Below are 16,719 nucleotides of genomic sequence, written 5' to 3'. Positions count from 1 at the left end.
CCGGCCGTGCGGACGAACAGGTCAAGATCCGTGGCTTCCGGGTCGAGCCCGGCGAGGTCGAGGCCGTGCTGGCCGGGCACCCGGCGGTCGGCCAGGCCGCGGTGGTCGTCCGTGAGGACATCCCGGGGGACAAACGGCTCATCGGTTACCTGGTGCCGCAGAAGCAGGGCACGGCCATCGACGGCGCGGTCCGCGCGTACGCGGCCCAGCGGCTGCCGGAGTACATGATCCCCACGGCGTTCGTGGAACTGGACACCCTGCCGCTGACGGTCAACGGCAAGCTCGACCGGAAGGCCCTGCCCGACCCCGGCCTCGCGCACGGGACCGGCGGCACAGTGGCCCCCGGGCCGCTGGGGGCGGTCGAGCAGGCCATGTGCGAGGCGTTCGCCGAGGTGCTCGGGCTGCCCGAGGTCAAGGTGAACGACGACTTCTTCGCACTCGGCGGGCACTCCCTGCTGGCGGTCACGCTGGTGCACCGGCTGGAGGCCCGGGGCATCACCATCTCCGTCCGGGACGTGATGGCCGCCCCGACCGTGACCGCGCTGCGGAACACGCTCAGCCTGTCGTCGATGCGGGACTCGCTCGGTGTGCTGCTGACGATCCGCGACGGCGCTGATCGGCCGCCCCTGTTCTGCGTCCACCCGGCAGGCGGGCTGAGCTGGTGCTACACGCCCTTCGCACAGCACGCGCCGGAGGACCTGCCCCTCTACGGTCTGCAGGCCCGCGGCGTCGACGGCAACGCCCCCTTCGCGGGCTCGCTGGCGGAGATGGCGGCCGACTACATCGAGCGGATGCGCGAGGTGCAGCCGGCCGGCCCGTACCACATCGTCGGCTACTCCTTCGGCGCGGCTCCAGCGCATGAAATCGCCGTCCAGCTGCGGGCGCAGGGCGAGGAGGTGGCCGCCCTGGTCATCATGGACTCCTTCCCGCTCGACGACGAGGTCGCGACGGCCGGCGCCGAGGACGGCGCGACCGCCGACGGGGACCTGTCGTGGGAGGACGCGATCCGGGCGGAGTTCGGCCACCTGCTCGGCGGGTTCTCCGACGAGGAGATCGCGGTCGTCGCGCGGACGTTCGAGAACAACACCCGGATCAGGGCCGCGCACACCACCGGCCGGTTCGAGGGCGACGCGCTGATCCTCACCTCGGCGGACAACGCTCCGGAGGACGGGCCCCTCACAGCGAAATGGGCGCCCTACGTCTCCGGCGAGTTGACGGAGGTGTCCATCCCGTGCGGACACGTGGACATGGTCCGCCCCGACATGATGGGCCTGGTGTGGCAGGCGATCTCGGCCTGGCTGGAATCCCGATGACGACAGGAACGGAGAGAACAGACATGCGACGCACATCCCTGTTGTGTGTCCCCTTCGCGGGTGCCGGCGCCTCGTTCTTCCACCCGTGGGCGGCGCTGACGGACGGGAACCCGCGGATCGTGGCACTCCAGTTACCGGGCCGGGAGTGGCGGCTCTCCGAGGACCCGTACCGGGACGTGGCGCAGGCCGCGGCCGGACTCTTCCCCGCCGTGACCGAGGAGATCAGCCCGGGCGACCGGGTCGCGATCTTCGGTCACAGCCTCGGCGCGGTACTGGCGTACGAGCTCGCCCACCTGCTGGTCGATCGCAGCGGAACCGACGTGGCGCGGCTCTTCGTGAGCGGCTCACCGGGCCCCTGGACGCGGCGCACCAGACGGGCGACCGGCCTCCCCGACGAGGAGTTCCTGCTGCGCGTCAAGGAGTTCGCCGGCTACGACCACGAGGCGCTGGCCGATCCGGACATGCGCGAGCTGATCCTGCCGACCCTGCGGGCGGACGTCGAGATGCACGAGAACTACGTCCCCGCCACGGACCGGCCGCTGCCGCTGCCCATCACCGCCGTGCGCGGCACCGGGGACGACCTGGTCACGGCCGAGCAGACCGGTGAATGGGCCAAGGCGACCAGCGCCGAGTTCACCCAGACCGAGGTGGAGGGCGGACACATGTACATCGCCGAGGACCCCGGCAGCCTGCTGCGCCTGGTCGACGACGCGTTCGCCCGCTAGGAGAGGCCATGCAGCTTGCCGGCAAGACCGCGATCGTCACCGGGGCCGCCCGCGGGCTGGGACGGGCCTGCGCGCTCGCCTTCGCCCGCGAGGGCGCCGATCTCGTCCTCCTCGACCTCTGCGCGGACCTGCCCGGTGTGCCGTACCCGCTCGGCAGCGCAGGCCAGCTGGCGTACAGCGCCGACCTGTGCCGCGAGCAGGGCGCCGCCGTCCTGGCCCGGCAGGCCGACGTCCGCGACCTGGCCGCGCTGCGGGATGCCGTGGACGACGCCCACGGCCGGTTCGGGCGGATCGACGTGCTGCTCAACAACGCCGGGATCGCCGCGCCTTCCGGCAAGCCCGCCGACGAGATCGACGAGGACGAGTGGCACCTCATGCTCGACGTGGATCTGTCCGGCGCGTGGCGCGCGACCAAGGCGGTCGGCAAGATCATGACCGCCCAGCGGGCCGGCAGCATCATCAACGTCGCGTCCACGGCCGGGCTGGTCGGATACCGCAACTTCGCGGGATACGTGGCGGCCAAGCACGGCGTCATCGGGCTCACCAAGGCCACGGCACTGGACTTCGCCCCGGTGAAGGTCCGGGTCAACGCCCTGTGCCCGGGGTCGGTCCGGGACGAGGCGGCGGTGGAGGGCCGGATGCTGTCGGAGATCGCCAGGTCGCTTCAGGTGCCGGTCACCGAGCACGAGGAGGCATTCGTCCAGGCGCAGCCCATGAACACCCTGATCGAGCCCGGCGACGTGGCCTCGGCCGCCGTCTGGCTCGCCTCCGACGGATCCCGGCAGGTCACGGGATCGGTCATCACCGTCGACGGCGGGTTCACGACTCGCTGAGCACAGGGAGAGGGACGTGGTCACCTTCCAGTCAGCCGAGGACGCCCGGCAGTGCCACGCACTGCGCGTCCGCCTCGGAGCCCCGGCCCGGGTGGACGTGCCCTGGGTGGAACGGGTGCCGTTCGCCAGTGACGAGCCGGGCGCCGTGCGACACCGCGAACGCGAGCTGGCCCGGCCGGTCGACGCCGACCGCGGAGCGCGCACCGTACTGATCGAATACACCGACGGCCAGGCCGACCTGGTCGTCGTGGCCCACCGGGCCGCGTTCGATCAGCGAGCGTTACGGCGCCTGGTGGCCGCGGTGCGCGACGGTGCGGAACCCGCGCCGACAGCCGCGGAAGCAGACCTGCCCGGGGACTTCGACCACGCGCCCGCCTGGGGGCTGGGCGACCGGCGCCTCGGGGACGCGTCGGCCGGCCACCGGGCAGACCTGCCCGAGGGCACCTCGCGTGAACCGGCGGGCTGGCTGGCGGCGCTCGCCGTCGTGCTCTCCCGGTACGAGCCGGAGCAACAGCCGGTGGTCGCGGCACTGGACACCGGCCGACGGGACGACACCCTGCCCGCTTCGGCCGTGAGCGCCGGGCTGATCTTCGACCTGGGCGGCGAGGGGGAGTATGTGCCGTGCCTGGCGCCCGTCTTCCCGCTGACGATCACCGTGGGCGAGGGCGGTCTGCGCTGCGACCACCGGCTCGGCCGCGTGAGCGAGCCGATCGCGAAACAGTTCGTGCGGCACCTCATCGAGGCGCACCGGCAGATCACCGGTCCGTCCGACCTCTACGACGCGGCGGAACGCGAACGGATCCTGGAACTGGGGCGAGCGCCGCGGCCCCTGCTCAGCACGCCGCGACGGATCCCGGACGTGTTCGCCGAGCGGGTCGCCGAACACCCCGACGCCGTCGCGCTCCTGGACGAGGACGTCCAAGTGACCTACCGCGAGCTCGACCAGTGGGCCAACCGGCTCGCGCATGGCCTGCGCGCGGCCGGAGTGGACGACGGAACCCTGGTCGGTGTCTGCCTGGAACGCTCGGCGCAGCTCGTGGCGGTCCTGCTCGCCGTGCTCAAGGCCGGGGCGGTCTATGTGCCGCTGGACCCGGCGTATCCGGCGGAACGTCTCGCGTACACGGTCGAGGACTCCGACATGAACGTCGTGGTCACCGGGCTGGCGGAGTTCCCCGGCTCCCCGGGCCTTCAGGTGCTCACGCCCGCACAGGTGCTGGAGCTGAGCGACGACGAAGCGGACGGTCCGCCCGTGACCGGCACCAGCCCGCAGGAGGCGGCGTATGTGATCTACACCTCGGGTTCCACCGGAAGGCCCAAGGGGGTGCTCGTCCCGCACGCCAATGTCGTCGCTCTGATGGACGCCACCCGCGACGACTTCGCGCTCGGCACCGCCGACGTGTGGACGTTCTTCCACTCCGTCGCGTTCGACTTCTCGGTCTGGGAGATCTGGGGCTGTCTGATGACCGGCGGCCGCCTCGTCGTCGTCCCGTACTGGGTGTCCCGGTCGCCGGAGCAGTTCCACGACCTCGTCGCCGCCCGCGGGGTCTCCGTGCTGAGCCAGACGCCGTCCGCCTTCGCCCAACTCGCGGAGGCGGACCGCGCCAAGGCCAGGCGGCTCGCGGTGCGGCTGGTGGTCTTCGGGGGCGAGCCGCTGGACGCCCGGAGCCTGCTGCCGTGGCTGGACCGGTACCCCGAATCCCGCTGCCGGCTCGTGAACATGTTCGGGATCACCGAGACCACCGTGCACGTCACCGCCGAGACCGTCACACGACGGCTCGCCCTGGCCGGATCCCGGTCCGTGGGCAGGGCGCTCCCCGGCTGGCGCGTGTACGTCCTGGACGCGGCGGGGCGGCTCGCGCCCCCCGGGGTGGCCGGGGAGATCCACGTCGGCGGCGCCGGGGTCGCGCTCGGCTACCTGCGGCGCCCCGAGCTGACAGCGGAGCGGTTCCGCCCCGACCCGTTCGGCGGCGGGCGGATGTACCGGACCGGTGACCGGGGCCGGCTGCGTCCGGACGGCGCGCTGGAGCACCTGGGACGGCTCGACAACCAGGTCAAGTTGCGCGGGTTCCGCATCGAACTGGGCGAGATCCGTTCGGTGCTGGCCGAATGCCCCGGGGTGACCGCTGCCGCCGTGATGCTGCGTCAGGTGGATCCACGGGACGCGGCGACCGGCCGCCTCGACGCGTACGTGGTCCTCTCGGAGGGCTCCACGGCGGGCGTGCGGGAACGGGTCGCCCGTATCCTCCCCGACTACATGCTGCCCTCCACCGTCACGGCGCTGCCCGCGCTTCCGGTGACGGCGAACGGGAAGCTCGACCTCGCCGCCCTGCCCGAACCGGCAGCGCCCTCGCCCGGCGGGACGGAAGACCCCGGGGGCGTCGACGACGACCTCTCCGGCGAGTTGCTGACGGTGTGGGAGCAACTGTTCGGGTTCACCGTGGGCTTGTCCGACAGCTTCTGGGAGCTGGGCGGGAACTCGCTGCTCGCCGTGCGGATGGCGTCGATGCTGCGCGAACGGGGTCTGCCGTCCCTGCATCCGCGCCTGCTCTACCTCAACCCGACCGTGCGGGAACTGGCGCTCGTGCTGAGGGAGTGAACGGCCTACTCGGAGGTGCTCTCGACGATGCGGTTCTCCCAGGCCCAGACGGCGATCTCGGTCCGGTTGCGCACCCCGAGCTTGGTCTGGATCCCCGACAGGTGGCTCTTGACCGTGCTCAGGGAGATGAACAGCTCGGCGGCGATCTCCTGGTTGGTGCGGCCGCGCGCGATGGCCTTGACGACCTCCAGCGCGCGTCCGGACAGTTGCGGCGGCTGCTTGGCGCGGCCGCGGGGCATCGCCTGGCTCTCGTTCAGGTGCTTCAGCAGCCGTAGCGTGACCGACGGCGAGACCAGCGCCTCGCCGTTGTGGGCGGCGCGGACGGCCTCGATGAGCAGGGCGGGCCCGGCGTCCTTGAGGACGAACCCCGCCGCGCCGCCGCGCAGTGCCCCGTAGACGTATTCGTCGAGGTCGAACGTGGTGACCACGATGACCCGCATCGGATCGGTCACCTGCGGGCCGGCCAGCGCGCGGGTGACCTCGATGCCGTCGAGCTTGGGCATCCTGATGTCCACCAGGCACACGTCCGGCCGTAGCCGCCTGGCCATCGCGATCGCCTCGGCGCCGTCCTCGGCCTCGCCGATGACGGAGATATCGGGCTGGTCCTCGAGGATCAGCCGCAGGCCGCGGCGGATCATCGCCTGGTCGTCGGCGAGCAGGACCTTGATGGTCATCCGGGCTCCCTGGTGGGGATGGGCAGGGTCGCCCGCACGGACCAGCCGGCGCCGGGCCGGGGACCGGCGCTCAGCGAGCCGCCGAGCGTTTCGACGCGTTCGCGCATACCGATCAAACCGTACCCGCCGCGGTGGTGGGGCCGGGCGGAGTTCGGCGGGGCGTCGTCGGCGACTTCGACGGTGACGGCCTCGGCGTCGCGGCCGACGGTGACGTCGATGCAGCGGGCGTGCCGCGCGTGCCGCAGGACGTTCGTCAGGGCCTCCTGGACGATGCGGTACACGGTGCTGGTGACCTCCGGCGGCCATTCCGTGTCGTCGTCGGGCGCGTGCAGACGCACCTTCGGGCCCTGGCGGCTGAAGCGCTCGACCAGCGTGCTGAGCCCCTCCGGCCCGGGCGAGGCGGGTGCCGCGTCGTCGGTGTCGCGCAGCAGCCCGACGACGCGGCGCATCGCGGCCATGGCTTCGAACCCGGCGGTCTCAATCTCGGTCAGCGAGTCCGACACCTTCTCCGGGTCCCGCCGCGCCACGACCTGGGCGGCCTGCGCCTGGATCAGCATCCCCGTGATGTGGTGGGCCACGATGTCGTGCAGTTCCCGGGCGAGCTCGAGCCGTTCGGCCCGGCGTACCTGTTTGGCGGTGGCCTTCGCCCGGTCGTCGAGCCTGCGCAGCGACAGCCCCACCCCGAGGGCGGCCAGCCAGGCCGCCGCGGCGATGGCCGAGACGGCGGTTGCCGGCCGGGCGGCGACCTGGGCGGCGACCAGCAGCAGCCCGGCGGCCGCGATGCTCCCGGCCCGCACCGTCGGCAGCGCCCTGACCGCGGAACCGACGAGCACCGACAGGCCCAGGGCCATGGAGGGGCCGAGCCCGGCGGGAAGTTGGGTGTCGGGCAGCAGCGGGACGAGGACCGCCACCGCGGCCACGACCAGGCCCGCGACCGCGGTCCAGGTCCGCTCCCGATGGCGCATCAGCGCGAGCCCGCACACCACCGCGGCGGCGGCGGCGCCGGGTACCCAGGACGCGGCTCCCCAGGTCTGCGCGAGGGCGACGGCCTGGATGGCGATCGCCGCGAGGAACGTGACGCCGAGCCCGACGGTGGAGACGACCTTGGCCCACGGGTTCGGAATGGTCACGTTGATCAGATTACCGAATCCGTGCCCGCGGTCCGCGCCGTTCGGCGGGGCCGCGGCCGGGGTGCCGGGCGGCTTCGCGGTACTGGCGGCGGGCTGGGCGGCGCTCATCGCGTTCAGATCTCCGGTCATGCTACGAGTGCGGCGGGTTGGCCCAGGAGTCCTGGGGTGCCGGGGCGCCGGCCAACGCCCGGTTGTCGAGCCCGCGCAGCACCGGCCCCATCACCAGGGCGACGATCATCGCCAGCGTGGCCACGCTCGTCACGCCGCTGAACCCGTCGAGCCAGATGAGCACGGTCACCGCGATGCCGCCCACGGCGATCCCGGCGGCCTGCCCCGCCGGCAGCGTCCTGAGCGCGGAGCCGACGAGCACCGCCAGAGCGAACGCCGTGATGGGCGCGGGCTCCTGCGGCAGGTCGTCCCCGGCCTTCAGGGACACCAGGACGGCGGCGGCCGTCACGACCAGACCCGCGAGCGCGGTCAGCAACTTGTGCCGCTCGCGCAGCAGCGCGATGCCGCTCATGACGATCGAGACGGCGGTGCCGAACACCCAGGAGGCGCCGCCCCAGCTGGTCATGAACATGAACGCCGTGAAGACGATCCCCAGGGCGCACACGACGCCCAGCGCGACGTTGAACATCTTTCCAGGTGGCCTTGTCGGCTGCTCCGCTGTATTCATGCCGCTCAGGCTAGAAAGCCGAAGCACGTCACGTACCAGCCGAAAGTACGGAACAGCGTTGACGCAGCCGTGCTTTGGGCCGGTTCTGACGCCGTGACCGAAGACCCGCCATCACCATCGCCTCGGCCGGCGCCGCCCTGGTCGCCGTCTCCCCGCCCAGGCCCGGCGTCCGGTTCCCGAAGGTGGTGTGGACGGGGGGCACGGAACCAGAATCTGGCGGATGCTGACGTTCTGGCGTTCACCGGCGGGCCAGCCGCCCTGGGCCCGTCCCGCGTTACTGGGCATCGCCGTCCTGGCCGCGGCGCTGTATTCATGGAACATCCATCAGAGCGGTTACGCGCATTACTACGCGGTCGCCGTCAAGAGCATGTCGGTGAGCTGGAAGGCGTTCTTCTACGGCGCCCTCGACCCCGGCGCGACGATCACGCTCGACAAGCTGGCCGGGGCCTTCGTCCCGCAGGCCCTCTCCGCGCGGGTCTTCGGCTACCACCCATGGTCCCTGACGCTCCCGCAGGTGATCTGGGGCGTGCTGTCGGTGTTGGTCCTGTACCGGATCGTCCGGCGCCTGCTCGGCCCGGAAGCGGGTCTGCTGGCCGCGGGCCTGTTCGCCCTCACGCCGATCGTCGCCTCGGTGTTCGGCCACTCCATGGAGGACGGGGCACTGACCCTGTGCCTGCTCCTGGCCGCGGACGCCTTCGTCGTCGCGCTGGCACAGGCGAAGCCGCGCTGGCTGGTCCTGTCGGGAATCTGGATCGGCATCGGCTTCCAGACCAAGATGCTCCAGGCGTGGATGGTCGTGCCCGCGTTCGCCCTGACCTACCTGTTCGTCGCCCCGGCGCCCTGGAGACGGCGCATCGGGCACCTGGCCGCAGCGGGCGCCGCCATGGTCGCCGTGTCACTGAGCTGGGTTCTGCTGTACACGGTGACGCCCGCACAGAATCGGCCTTACGTGGACGGCACCACCAACAACAACGCGTTCTCCATGGTCTTCGGCTACAACGGCCTGGACCGGTTCGGCATCCACGTACCGGGCGCGGTGCGTTCCGACTTCACGGACTCACAGAAGTCCGGCGACCTGCGGTTGCCTCCGGCTCTTCAGCTGCCTGGCGCTCCTGCACAGCCCGAGCGGCCCGCGCAGCCCGAGCGGCCTGGGCAGCCCGAGCAGCCTGGGAAGGTTCCGCCGCCGGGAGACGCGCAGCCCGCACCCGCTCCCGGTGCGGCGTCCGACGCGCCCCCGGCGCCCAAGGCGCAGGAGCCTCCTCGGGCCTGGCACAAGCTGGCCGACAAGAGATACGCCACCCAGGTCGGATGGCTCTATCCGTCGGCGTTGGCGGGGCTGGCGGCGGGCCTCTTCCTGTACCGCCGCACCCGCCGTGGCGACCTGGTGTGGGGCGGATTCGTGATGTGGGGGGTGTGGCTGGTCACGTTCGCCGTGGTCCTCAGCCGGATGACCGTCATGCACAACGCCTACCTCGCCTCCCTCGCGCCCGCGACGGCGGCGCTGGCCGCGGCGGGCATCGTGCTGAGCCTGCGGCTGTACCGCGACGGGCGGGCGCCTTGGCTGCTGCCGTCGCTGATCGTCGGGCAGCTTGTCTGGACGGGTTACCTCGCGTCGAGATACGCCGACTTCCTCCCCTGGCTGACCTGGCTCTCACTGGGCGGAGCCGCCGTCGCGGCGGCGGTGGTGATCGCCGGCGCCCTGCGGCGCCGGGTGCTCGTCCCGGCGGCGGTGCTCGGCATCGCCGCGGTGCTGGCGGTGCCGTGTGCGTGGGGCCTGTCGGCGTTCGACGACAAGTACGCGGGCAGTGCCTTCGAGGCCGGTGCCGGGCCGAGCGGTCCCGTCGGTGTCGAACTGGACGCCGACACGAGCGACACCCTGACCGCCCCTCAGCGGCGGTTGGACGGCTACCTGCTCGCACACAGGGACGGAGCCGCCTACGTGGCGGCCGCGATGTGGCGGACGGCCGGGCAGTACATCATCCCGACCGGGCAGCGATTCCTGCCGCTGGGCGGGTTCTCCGGACAGGTGCCTCGCCCGACGCTCGAGCAGCTGCGGCAGATGGTGAACTCCGGGGACCTGCGGCACGTCCTGCTGGGCGGTGCCGGCGGCCGCCTCACGAACGACACGGAGATGTACCGGATCCTGGTCTGGGTGGCCACCGAGTGCCGCCTCGTACCTCCGGGTGAACACGGCGGCGAGGCCGCGCTCCTCGTCTTCCGGTGTGACACCGGCGGCTGAGCGGCGGGCCGTACGAACGGACCGTCCAACTGAGGGGAGGCCCCAGTTGGACGGTCCGTTCGTACGGTCCTCTCAATGCGGGATGCGCCGCGCGGACAGGTCGAGGAGACGGTTGTCGAGGCAGCGCTCGACGGCGAGGTCGAACAGACGCCGCTCCACGTCCTCGCGTTCGGCCGGGGTGAGCACCGGCGGGCCGCCCATCCGGCCGGTCAGCCGGTCCAGGGCGCCCAGCAGCGCGGCATCGGGGTAGCGGGTGCCGCACTGCCGCCACACCGCCAGCACGGAGGCGGCGGCCAGGACCGCCGTGTAGCGGTCGGCGAGCGCGAACGCGGCGGGGGAGGCGTCGATCGTGAGGTCCGCGGGTCCCAGCGCCGCGCACCCGTCCCGCAACGTCCGCAGCTCGTCCCGGCACCGCGCGGCGAACCGGCGCACCGGATCGCTGTCGCCCGCCGGCACACCGTCCGCGAGCTCGGTGAGCGCGCCGATGATGCCGTCGTGGCGTGGCATACCGGTGCTCAGCCGCTCCAGGGACAGCGCGGGCAGGCCACCGGCCGGGTCGAACAGTGCCGGCGCGGCAGAGGGGTCGGCCAGCCAGGACCTGCGGGCCAGCCGGGGGAGCTGCGGCAGCAGCGTCACCAGGGCGGCGGTGAGCGACACATGGGCGAAGGTGGCGGGAGCGACGTCCCGGGCCAGCTTCTGGAACATCGCGTACGGGCCCTGCCGCAGGTAGGACCTGGCGCCCAGGACCGTCCGCAGGTCCTCGAACGCGTCGAGCAGGATCCGCGCGGTCAGGTACTTCGCGGCCGGGGCGTAGACCGCCATCGACTCCGGCTCCAGGTGCAGCGCCCGCAGGATGACCGCCGAGAACGCGTCCATGGCCAGCAGATCGGCGTAGGCGCGGGCGATCACCGCGCGCACGTACGGCAGGTCGGCGACCGTGCCGCCGTAGAGGCGGCGGTCGAGGGAGAACCGGACCGCGAGGCGCAGCGCGGTGTCAAGCGGTCCGACGATCATCGCCGGGCCCAGCGAACGGGTTATCTGGTACGAGCGCAGCGCCACCTCGATGCCCTGGCCCGGGGAGCCGATCAGCGCACCCTCGGGGACGGGGCAGTCGGCGAACTCCACGCCGCCGAGCTCGATGCCGCGCATGCCGGAGCTGTGGAAGCGCGGCAGGTCCCGGATCGTCCCGGCGGGCAGGTCGTCCCGTGTGAGGAGGAACTGGCTGTGGCTGCGGCTGCCCGCGCCCGGACCGGTCCGGGCGAACAGCACCATGGCCTGAGCCCGTCGCACGTTCGTCACGATCTCCTTGCGGCCCGACAGCCGCCAGCCCGTGCCGTCCGGGCGGGCGGCGCACTCGGCGTGTGCGAAGTCGTTGCCGTGCGCCAGTTCGTGGAACGCGGCGGCGATCCGGCCGCCTGCCAGGAGCAGGTCCGCCGCCCGGCGCCGCTGCTCTTCGTCGCCGGTGGTCCAGATGTTGACGGAGGCGATGAGGGAGCTGAAGCCGTATCCGAGGCCGAGGCACGGGTCCCGCCGCCACAGTGTCCGCAGTACCTCGGCCAGCCGGTCGGCGCGCTCCAGGCGGCCGCCGTACGCCACCGGCACGAACTCCGCGTTCAGGCGGTACTCGTCCAGCGCCCGCTCGCCCGCGGCGAGCATCTCCTGTCGTTCGTCGGCGGCCAGGACGGCCGTGTGACCCACCGGGTTCCGGTCGTCCCAGGCGTCGCCCAGTAGCGCGTCCAGCTCCGCGGCGCTCATCGACGGCCGTCCCGGAACCGGGGCATCGGCGCGCCGAACGGGGTCACGGGAGCGCCGGTCCGCGCCGCCTGGGCCACGCGCTGTGCGAGCAGGCCGTCGATCCGGTCGTCTCCCGGGGCCGCGGCCGGTGCCGGGGTGCGCAGCGTCGTGGCGAGCCGGGCCCGCAGGGCACGCAGCGCCGCCCGTACCCACAAGCCGTCCTCCCACAGCGGCTCGCCGTCGTGCCGGTGCCGTCCGGCCGACCACGCGTGCAGGCACGCCGCGGCCGCGTAGCAGAGTTCGTAGGCGGCGGCGATCTCGTAGGCGGCCATCGGCGGGTGGGCGGCCGGAGCCACCGCCGCCATCAGCTCATGGACCTCGGCGGCGGCGGCTTCGAGACCGGCGGCATGTGCCGCGAGCCCGTCCGGAGCCGTCCCGGCGGCGAGGGACGCGGACAGCGCGGGGATGGACTGCACCACCGAACATCCCCGCCGGGACAGCAGCGTGAGGGCGCCGCGGTCCAGCGACCTTGGCGGATCGCCCGCCGACGCCGCCTCCGCCAGCCCCTCCTCGTCGACGGTGCCGGCGGCGTACTCCCGTACCAGGCGCGGGAACTGCTGAACCAGCGCGGCGCGGTTCACCGGGGTGCTGCCGTCGAACACCGAAACGATCTGGTGGTCGCGCCAGACCTTCTGGAACGCGCCGTGCGCGTACACGCCGGTGAGGAAGGACCGTGCTCCCAGCAGCTCGGCCAGCTCGCCGATCACCGAGTCGGTCAGTTCCGGCGCGACGGACTTGACCACCGCGGACGCCACGCTCATCTCGGCCGTGAGGGCGTGGATCGAGCGGCTGCCGACCAGGGCCGCGGCCTCGGCGGCGGCCACCAGCGCCGCGCACCGGCCGAGGATCGCCCGCGGGTAGGAGCGGTCCAGCAGCGGGCGCCGCTGGACGATCCGCTCGGCGGCGAACGGCGCGGCGATCCGCAGCGCGTGCTCGCCGGCACCGAGCGACAGAGCGGCGCACATGGTCCGGGTGAGCTGCAACGCCCGCAGCACGGTCTCGACTCCGGTGCCCTCGCGGCCGAGCAGCGCACCGGAGCGCAGCATCGCCCCCTCGAACGCGACACCGGAGATGTCGATGCCGCGGATGCCGTGCGTGGGCTCCTTGGGCAGCACACGCCAGGTTCCGGGTGCGAGCGCGGTCTTGTCCACGAGGAACAGGCTCTGGCCACGCCCGGTGCCGGCCGCGCCGGTGCGGGCCAGGACGGTGAGGTATCGGGCCCGAGTGGCGTTGTTGATGGGCCACTTCACACCGTCCAGCCGGTGACCGCCGTCGTGCTGGGTCGCGGTCAGCGCCCCGTTGAGCAGGTCGGCGCCGTGGTCCGGTTCGGACAGCGCCCAGGCGACCGGTTCGCCCGCCAGGATCGCGGCCGCCACGGTGGTGGCCTGTTCGTCGTCGCCGGCGGCCCAGACCGACGCGGCGCCGAGATAGGTTTTGCCGTGCGCGATGGTGGCGCTCAGGTCGTGACGGGCCACCGTACGCCACAGCCGCAGCAGCAGTTCGTGGTCGCCGCCGGCGCCGCCCCACTCGGCCGGCACGTAGTACGCGGGCAGTCCGAACGCGTCGAGCCGTTCGACGAGCGGAGCGGGGAACTCCTCGGCGGCGTCCAGCTCGGCGATCCGGCGGCCGAGCCCGCCCCTGGTCGCGTCCGGGCCGGGGCCGGACGGACCAGGGGAGGCGGCATCCGCCAAGGCCGCGTCGAGCGCGACCTCCGGCTCGGTGCCCGTGCCGGCGCGGACCGGCATCACCGTTGCGGGCCCGTCGATGCCGCGCGCAGCGCGGGCTCCAACTCGGCGTGCAGCACGTGCATGTCGCCCGCGAGGAACCGTTCCCGCATCGCGGTGCGCCTGATCTTGCCGCTGGTGGTGCGGCGCACGGTGCCGCGTCGTACCAGCACGATGTTGCGCATGGGGAGGCCGAACGACCGGCTGAGCCGGCGGGTGACCGCGGTGACGACCTCCGGCAGCTCGGCCTTCGGGGTTCTGGGGTGCACCTCGTGGACGAGCACGACGCGCTCGTCCGGCGAGCCGATCCCGAACGCGGCCCCGAACTGGCCGCCGAGTGCGTCGTGCGCGGCACGGGCCTCGTGCTCCACGTCCTGCGGGAAGATGTTGCGGCCGTGGACGATCAGCAGTTCCTTGAGGCGACCCGTGACGAACAGCTCGCCGTCGACGAGCGCGCCCAGATCACCGGTGCGCAGCCAGCCCGGCCCCTCGTCGGCGTCCGCCAGACGGGCGTCGAAGACCTGCGCGCTCAGCTCCGGCTTGCCCCAGTAACCGCGGCCGAGGCTCTCCCCGCGCAGCCAGATCTCGCCGACCCTGCCCTCGGGCAGCGGGCCGCGCGTGTGCGGGTCGACGATCCGCAGGTCGAAGGCGTGCGGCCGGCCCAAGCCCATCACCTGCCGGCCCGCGCCCCCGGAAGCCGGTCGCAGCTCCGGCCGCCGACCCGATTCCAGACGCAGCGGATCCACCGTGAGCACGGTCGGCCGGGCGTCTTCGGGTACGCACGTCACGTACGCCGTGGACTCGGCCAGGCCATAGCCGGAGGAGTGGGCGAGGGGGCGAAGCCCGATCCGAGCGAACCGTTCGGTGAACGCCTCCACGGTCGGTGCGTGGATCGGCTCGGCGCCGTTGGCGAGGTGGCGGAGCGCCGACAGATCCAGACCCTCCATCATCTCGTCGGTGATCAGGCGCGTGCAGAGGTCGTACGCGAAGTTGGGGGCGCAGGTGTAGGTGATCCGGAACCGGTCCAGCATGCGGAACCACTCGACCGGCCGCCGGATGAACAGGGTCGGCTGCATCAGCGTGAGGGGCGCGCCGCACAGCAGCGCCGCGGTGAGCTGAGTGAACAGGCCCATGTCGTGGTGCAGCGGCAACCAGCTGCCGAACCGGTCCTGCGGACCGAGGCCGATGTACGTGCACAGCGCCGCGACGTTGGCCAGAACCGAGCCGTGAGTGAGGATCACCCCCTTCGGTGACCCGGTGGACCCGGAGCTGTACTGCAGGACCGCGTCCGCGCCGCGGTCGACGACCCTCCCGTACCCCTCCGGCGCGGAGGCGGGCTGCGTGCCGACCGGCCGTACGGCCTCGACGCTGAGCCGTTCCAGCCCGTGGCCGCCCAGGTGCGCGGTGACCTCCGCCCGGGCGGCTTCCGTGGTGACGACCAGTCCGGGCGAGCAGTCCGCCGCGATCGCGGCGATCCGTTCGCCGGCGCTCGCCGAGCCACCCGGCATCGGCGAGGGCACGGCGACCAGCCCGGCGGACAGGCAGGCGAGGTAGACCTCCGCGAACTCGGTGCTCGTCGGCAGGGCGATGAGCACCCGTTCGCCCAGGGGCAGCCTCCGGCTCAGGTCCTCCGCGCGTGCCCAGGACCGGCGGGCCAGTTCCGCGTAGGTGATGCTCTCGGGCTCCGCCCCGGTGGAGCCCTGGAAGAGAGTCAGTGCGGTCCGTTCGGGATGAGCGGCAACGCGCGCGGCGAAGGCCTCGCCCAGGCTCCGGTATTCGCTGAGGTCGACGGTCATGGCGTCAGCGCTGGTTTTCCATCGCCTCGATGAGGCTCTTCGGTCGCATGTCGGTCCAGTTCTTCTCGATGTAGTCGAGGCATTCCTGGCGCCCGGCCTCTCCGAATACGGTTTTCCATCCGTCCGGAACCTTGGCGAAAACAGGCCAGAGCGAGTGCTGACCTTCGTCGTTGACGAGGACGAAATAGTTGGCGTCGGGGTCCTCAAAGGGATTCGGCACAGCGTTGCCCTCTCTCTAAGAAGGAAGGGAGTGCGGGGGCGGCTTGACCGCGCTTCACTATGCCCCCGCGGTTCGCTGACCATCAACCACGACAGGGGCCGCGGGCATCCGGCGCCCCGGCGTCCAACCGCCCCCCGGTCGTCACTTGGACGCATGCGTCGGCTGGACGTCTCTGCCTTGGACTCGCAGCTCGGAGTGCTGCGTGGTCTACTTGCCGGGCGTGGTGCGTGCCAGGCGGTGAACCCAGCCGCTGGCCGGCTCGATGTCGGCGCTGACCGGACCCGGAGTCAAGCGCCCGGGACGCGGTCCGCCACTGGTACGGGGGGCGTCGCACACGCGCGCTGCGACAGGCTCCGGCGATGACGTCGAGCGCGCGCTGCCGCTGCTTCGCGAGGCGCACGAGTAGAGACGAGACGCATCGTCTTGTTATAGTGAACGCGTGGCCTTCTTCTCCTTTCTCTGAGTCCGGGCACGGCCGACGACGCCGTTTCTGCTGCCCGTAGACACTTCGCATCCTCAGGGAAAGCCCCCCATGCGCGAACGCGCCCATACCGCTGTGCCCGCTGCCGTGGCGCAGCTGCCGGGCTGCCGGAGGAGTACGCCGAACAGCTGCTGGCGCTGGGCCTGTTCCGTACGGAGGACCTGCACGTCCCGGTAGCGGCGCTGTCCGCAGGGCAGCAGCGGCGGCTGCAGATCGCGAGCCTGGTGACCCGGCCCGCGGACCTTCTCGTACTCGACGAGCCGACGAACCACATCGCGCCAGACCTCGTCGCGGACCTGGAGGCGGCACTCGCGGCGTACCCGGGAGCGGTGGTCGCGGTCTCGCACGACCGCGGCTTCCGCGAGCGCTTCCCGGGGGACCGGCTGGAGCTGCGCGGCGGCCGCAGACGCTGACCCCGCCGGGCCGGAGCCCGGCTGTCGCGGGGAGAGCCGAGATCGGGCTCGGTGAACAGGACGCCGAAGTCGTCGGGCAGACCATCGCGCAGCTCGGCGGCCGTC

12 protein-coding genes and 1 pseudogene are annotated in these 16,719 nt (G+C 72.5%); 6 read left to right on the top strand and 7 right to left on the bottom strand.

The features are described from left to right. The 4 genes from ACYVMZ_RS37415 to ACYVMZ_RS37400 form a co-directional block, all read left to right on the top strand. The coding region (locus tag ACYVMZ_RS37415) for an alpha/beta fold hydrolase (RefSeq protein ID WP_461087452.1) at window positions 1-1,313 on the top strand (1,313 nt) is incomplete at its 5' end. Between the two features lie 23 nt (window positions 1,314-1,336). After that, window positions 1,337-2,038, top strand: a complete 702-nt coding sequence (locus ACYVMZ_RS37410) for a thioesterase II family protein (RefSeq protein ID WP_461087450.1) — start codon at window positions 1,337-1,339, stop codon at window positions 2,036-2,038. 8 nt (window positions 2,039-2,046) lie between these two features. After that, entirely contained in the window at window positions 2,047-2,871 is an 825-nt protein-coding gene (locus ACYVMZ_RS37405) for an SDR family oxidoreductase (RefSeq protein ID WP_461087448.1), read from the top strand. 16 nt (window positions 2,872-2,887) lie between these two features. Beyond that, entirely contained in the window at window positions 2,888-5,467 is a 2,580-nt protein-coding gene (locus tag ACYVMZ_RS37400; RefSeq protein WP_461087446.1) for an amino acid adenylation domain-containing protein, read from the top strand. A 5-nt stretch (window positions 5,468-5,472) separates the two neighbouring features. Here the strand turns inward: ACYVMZ_RS37400 and ACYVMZ_RS37395 are convergent, their stop codons facing one another. The 3 genes from ACYVMZ_RS37395 to ACYVMZ_RS37385 are packed head-to-tail and all read right to left on the bottom strand — an operon-like array spanning window position 5,473 to window position 7,947. Next, the gene (locus ACYVMZ_RS37395; RefSeq protein WP_461087444.1) at window positions 5,473-6,141 is read right to left on the bottom strand and encodes a response regulator; all 669 of its coding nucleotides are present in this window, start codon (window positions 6,139-6,141) and stop codon (window positions 5,473-5,475) included. After that, window positions 6,138-7,400 carry a sensor histidine kinase gene (locus tag ACYVMZ_RS37390; protein WP_461087442.1) on the bottom strand — a complete coding sequence of 421 codons (1,263 nt, stop codon included), beginning with the start codon at window positions 7,398-7,400 and terminating at the stop codon, window positions 6,138-6,140. The genes ACYVMZ_RS37395 and ACYVMZ_RS37390 overlap by 4 nt, the downstream gene beginning before the upstream one ends. A 1-nt stretch (window position 7,401) precedes the next feature. Next, window positions 7,402-7,947, bottom strand: a complete 546-nt coding sequence (locus tag ACYVMZ_RS37385; RefSeq protein WP_461087440.1) for a metal transporter — start codon at window positions 7,945-7,947, stop codon at window positions 7,402-7,404. A 220-nt stretch (window positions 7,948-8,167) separates the two neighbouring features. Between ACYVMZ_RS37385 and ACYVMZ_RS37380 the strand changes: the two genes are divergently transcribed. Next, window positions 8,168-10,186, top strand: coding sequence for an ArnT family glycosyltransferase (locus ACYVMZ_RS37380; RefSeq protein ID WP_461087438.1), 2,019 nt, complete (start codon window positions 8,168-8,170; stop codon window positions 10,184-10,186). Between the two features lie 72 nt (window positions 10,187-10,258). Here the strand turns inward: ACYVMZ_RS37380 and ACYVMZ_RS37375 are convergent, their stop codons facing one another. From ACYVMZ_RS37375 to ACYVMZ_RS37360, 4 genes are read right to left on the bottom strand one after another with little or no spacing between them, the layout of a single operon-like run. Beyond that, window positions 10,259-11,941, bottom strand: a complete 1,683-nt coding sequence (locus ACYVMZ_RS37375) for an acyl-CoA dehydrogenase (RefSeq protein ID WP_461087436.1) — start codon at window positions 11,939-11,941, stop codon at window positions 10,259-10,261. Continuing rightward, a complete protein-coding gene (locus ACYVMZ_RS37370; protein ID WP_461087434.1) occupies window positions 11,938-13,725 on the bottom strand; it encodes an acyl-CoA dehydrogenase family protein in 1,788 nt (595 codons plus the stop codon). The genes ACYVMZ_RS37375 and ACYVMZ_RS37370 overlap by 4 nt, the downstream gene beginning before the upstream one ends. Next, window positions 13,725-15,500, bottom strand: a complete 1,776-nt coding sequence (locus ACYVMZ_RS37365) for a fatty acyl-AMP ligase (RefSeq protein ID WP_461087432.1) — start codon at window positions 15,498-15,500, stop codon at window positions 13,725-13,727. Before ACYVMZ_RS37365 ends, ACYVMZ_RS37370 begins: the two co-directional genes overlap by 1 nt. Before the next feature lie 4 nt (window positions 15,501-15,504). Continuing rightward, window positions 15,505-15,720 carry an MbtH family protein gene (locus ACYVMZ_RS37360; RefSeq protein WP_461087430.1) on the bottom strand — a complete coding sequence of 72 codons (216 nt, stop codon included), beginning with the start codon at window positions 15,718-15,720 and terminating at the stop codon, window positions 15,505-15,507. Window positions 15,721-16,302: 582 nt separating this feature from the next. On the opposite strand from ACYVMZ_RS37360, the pseudogene ACYVMZ_RS37355 reads away from it, so the two are divergent. Further along, a pseudogene (locus ACYVMZ_RS37355) lies at window positions 16,303-16,614 on the top strand (ATP-binding cassette domain-containing protein); the annotation flags it as partial. Window positions 16,615-16,719: the final 105 nt, after the last annotated feature.

It is taken from the genome of Streptomyces deserti (assembly GCF_054782695.1).
This window is presented reverse-complemented; position numbering and strand designations above follow the sequence as displayed.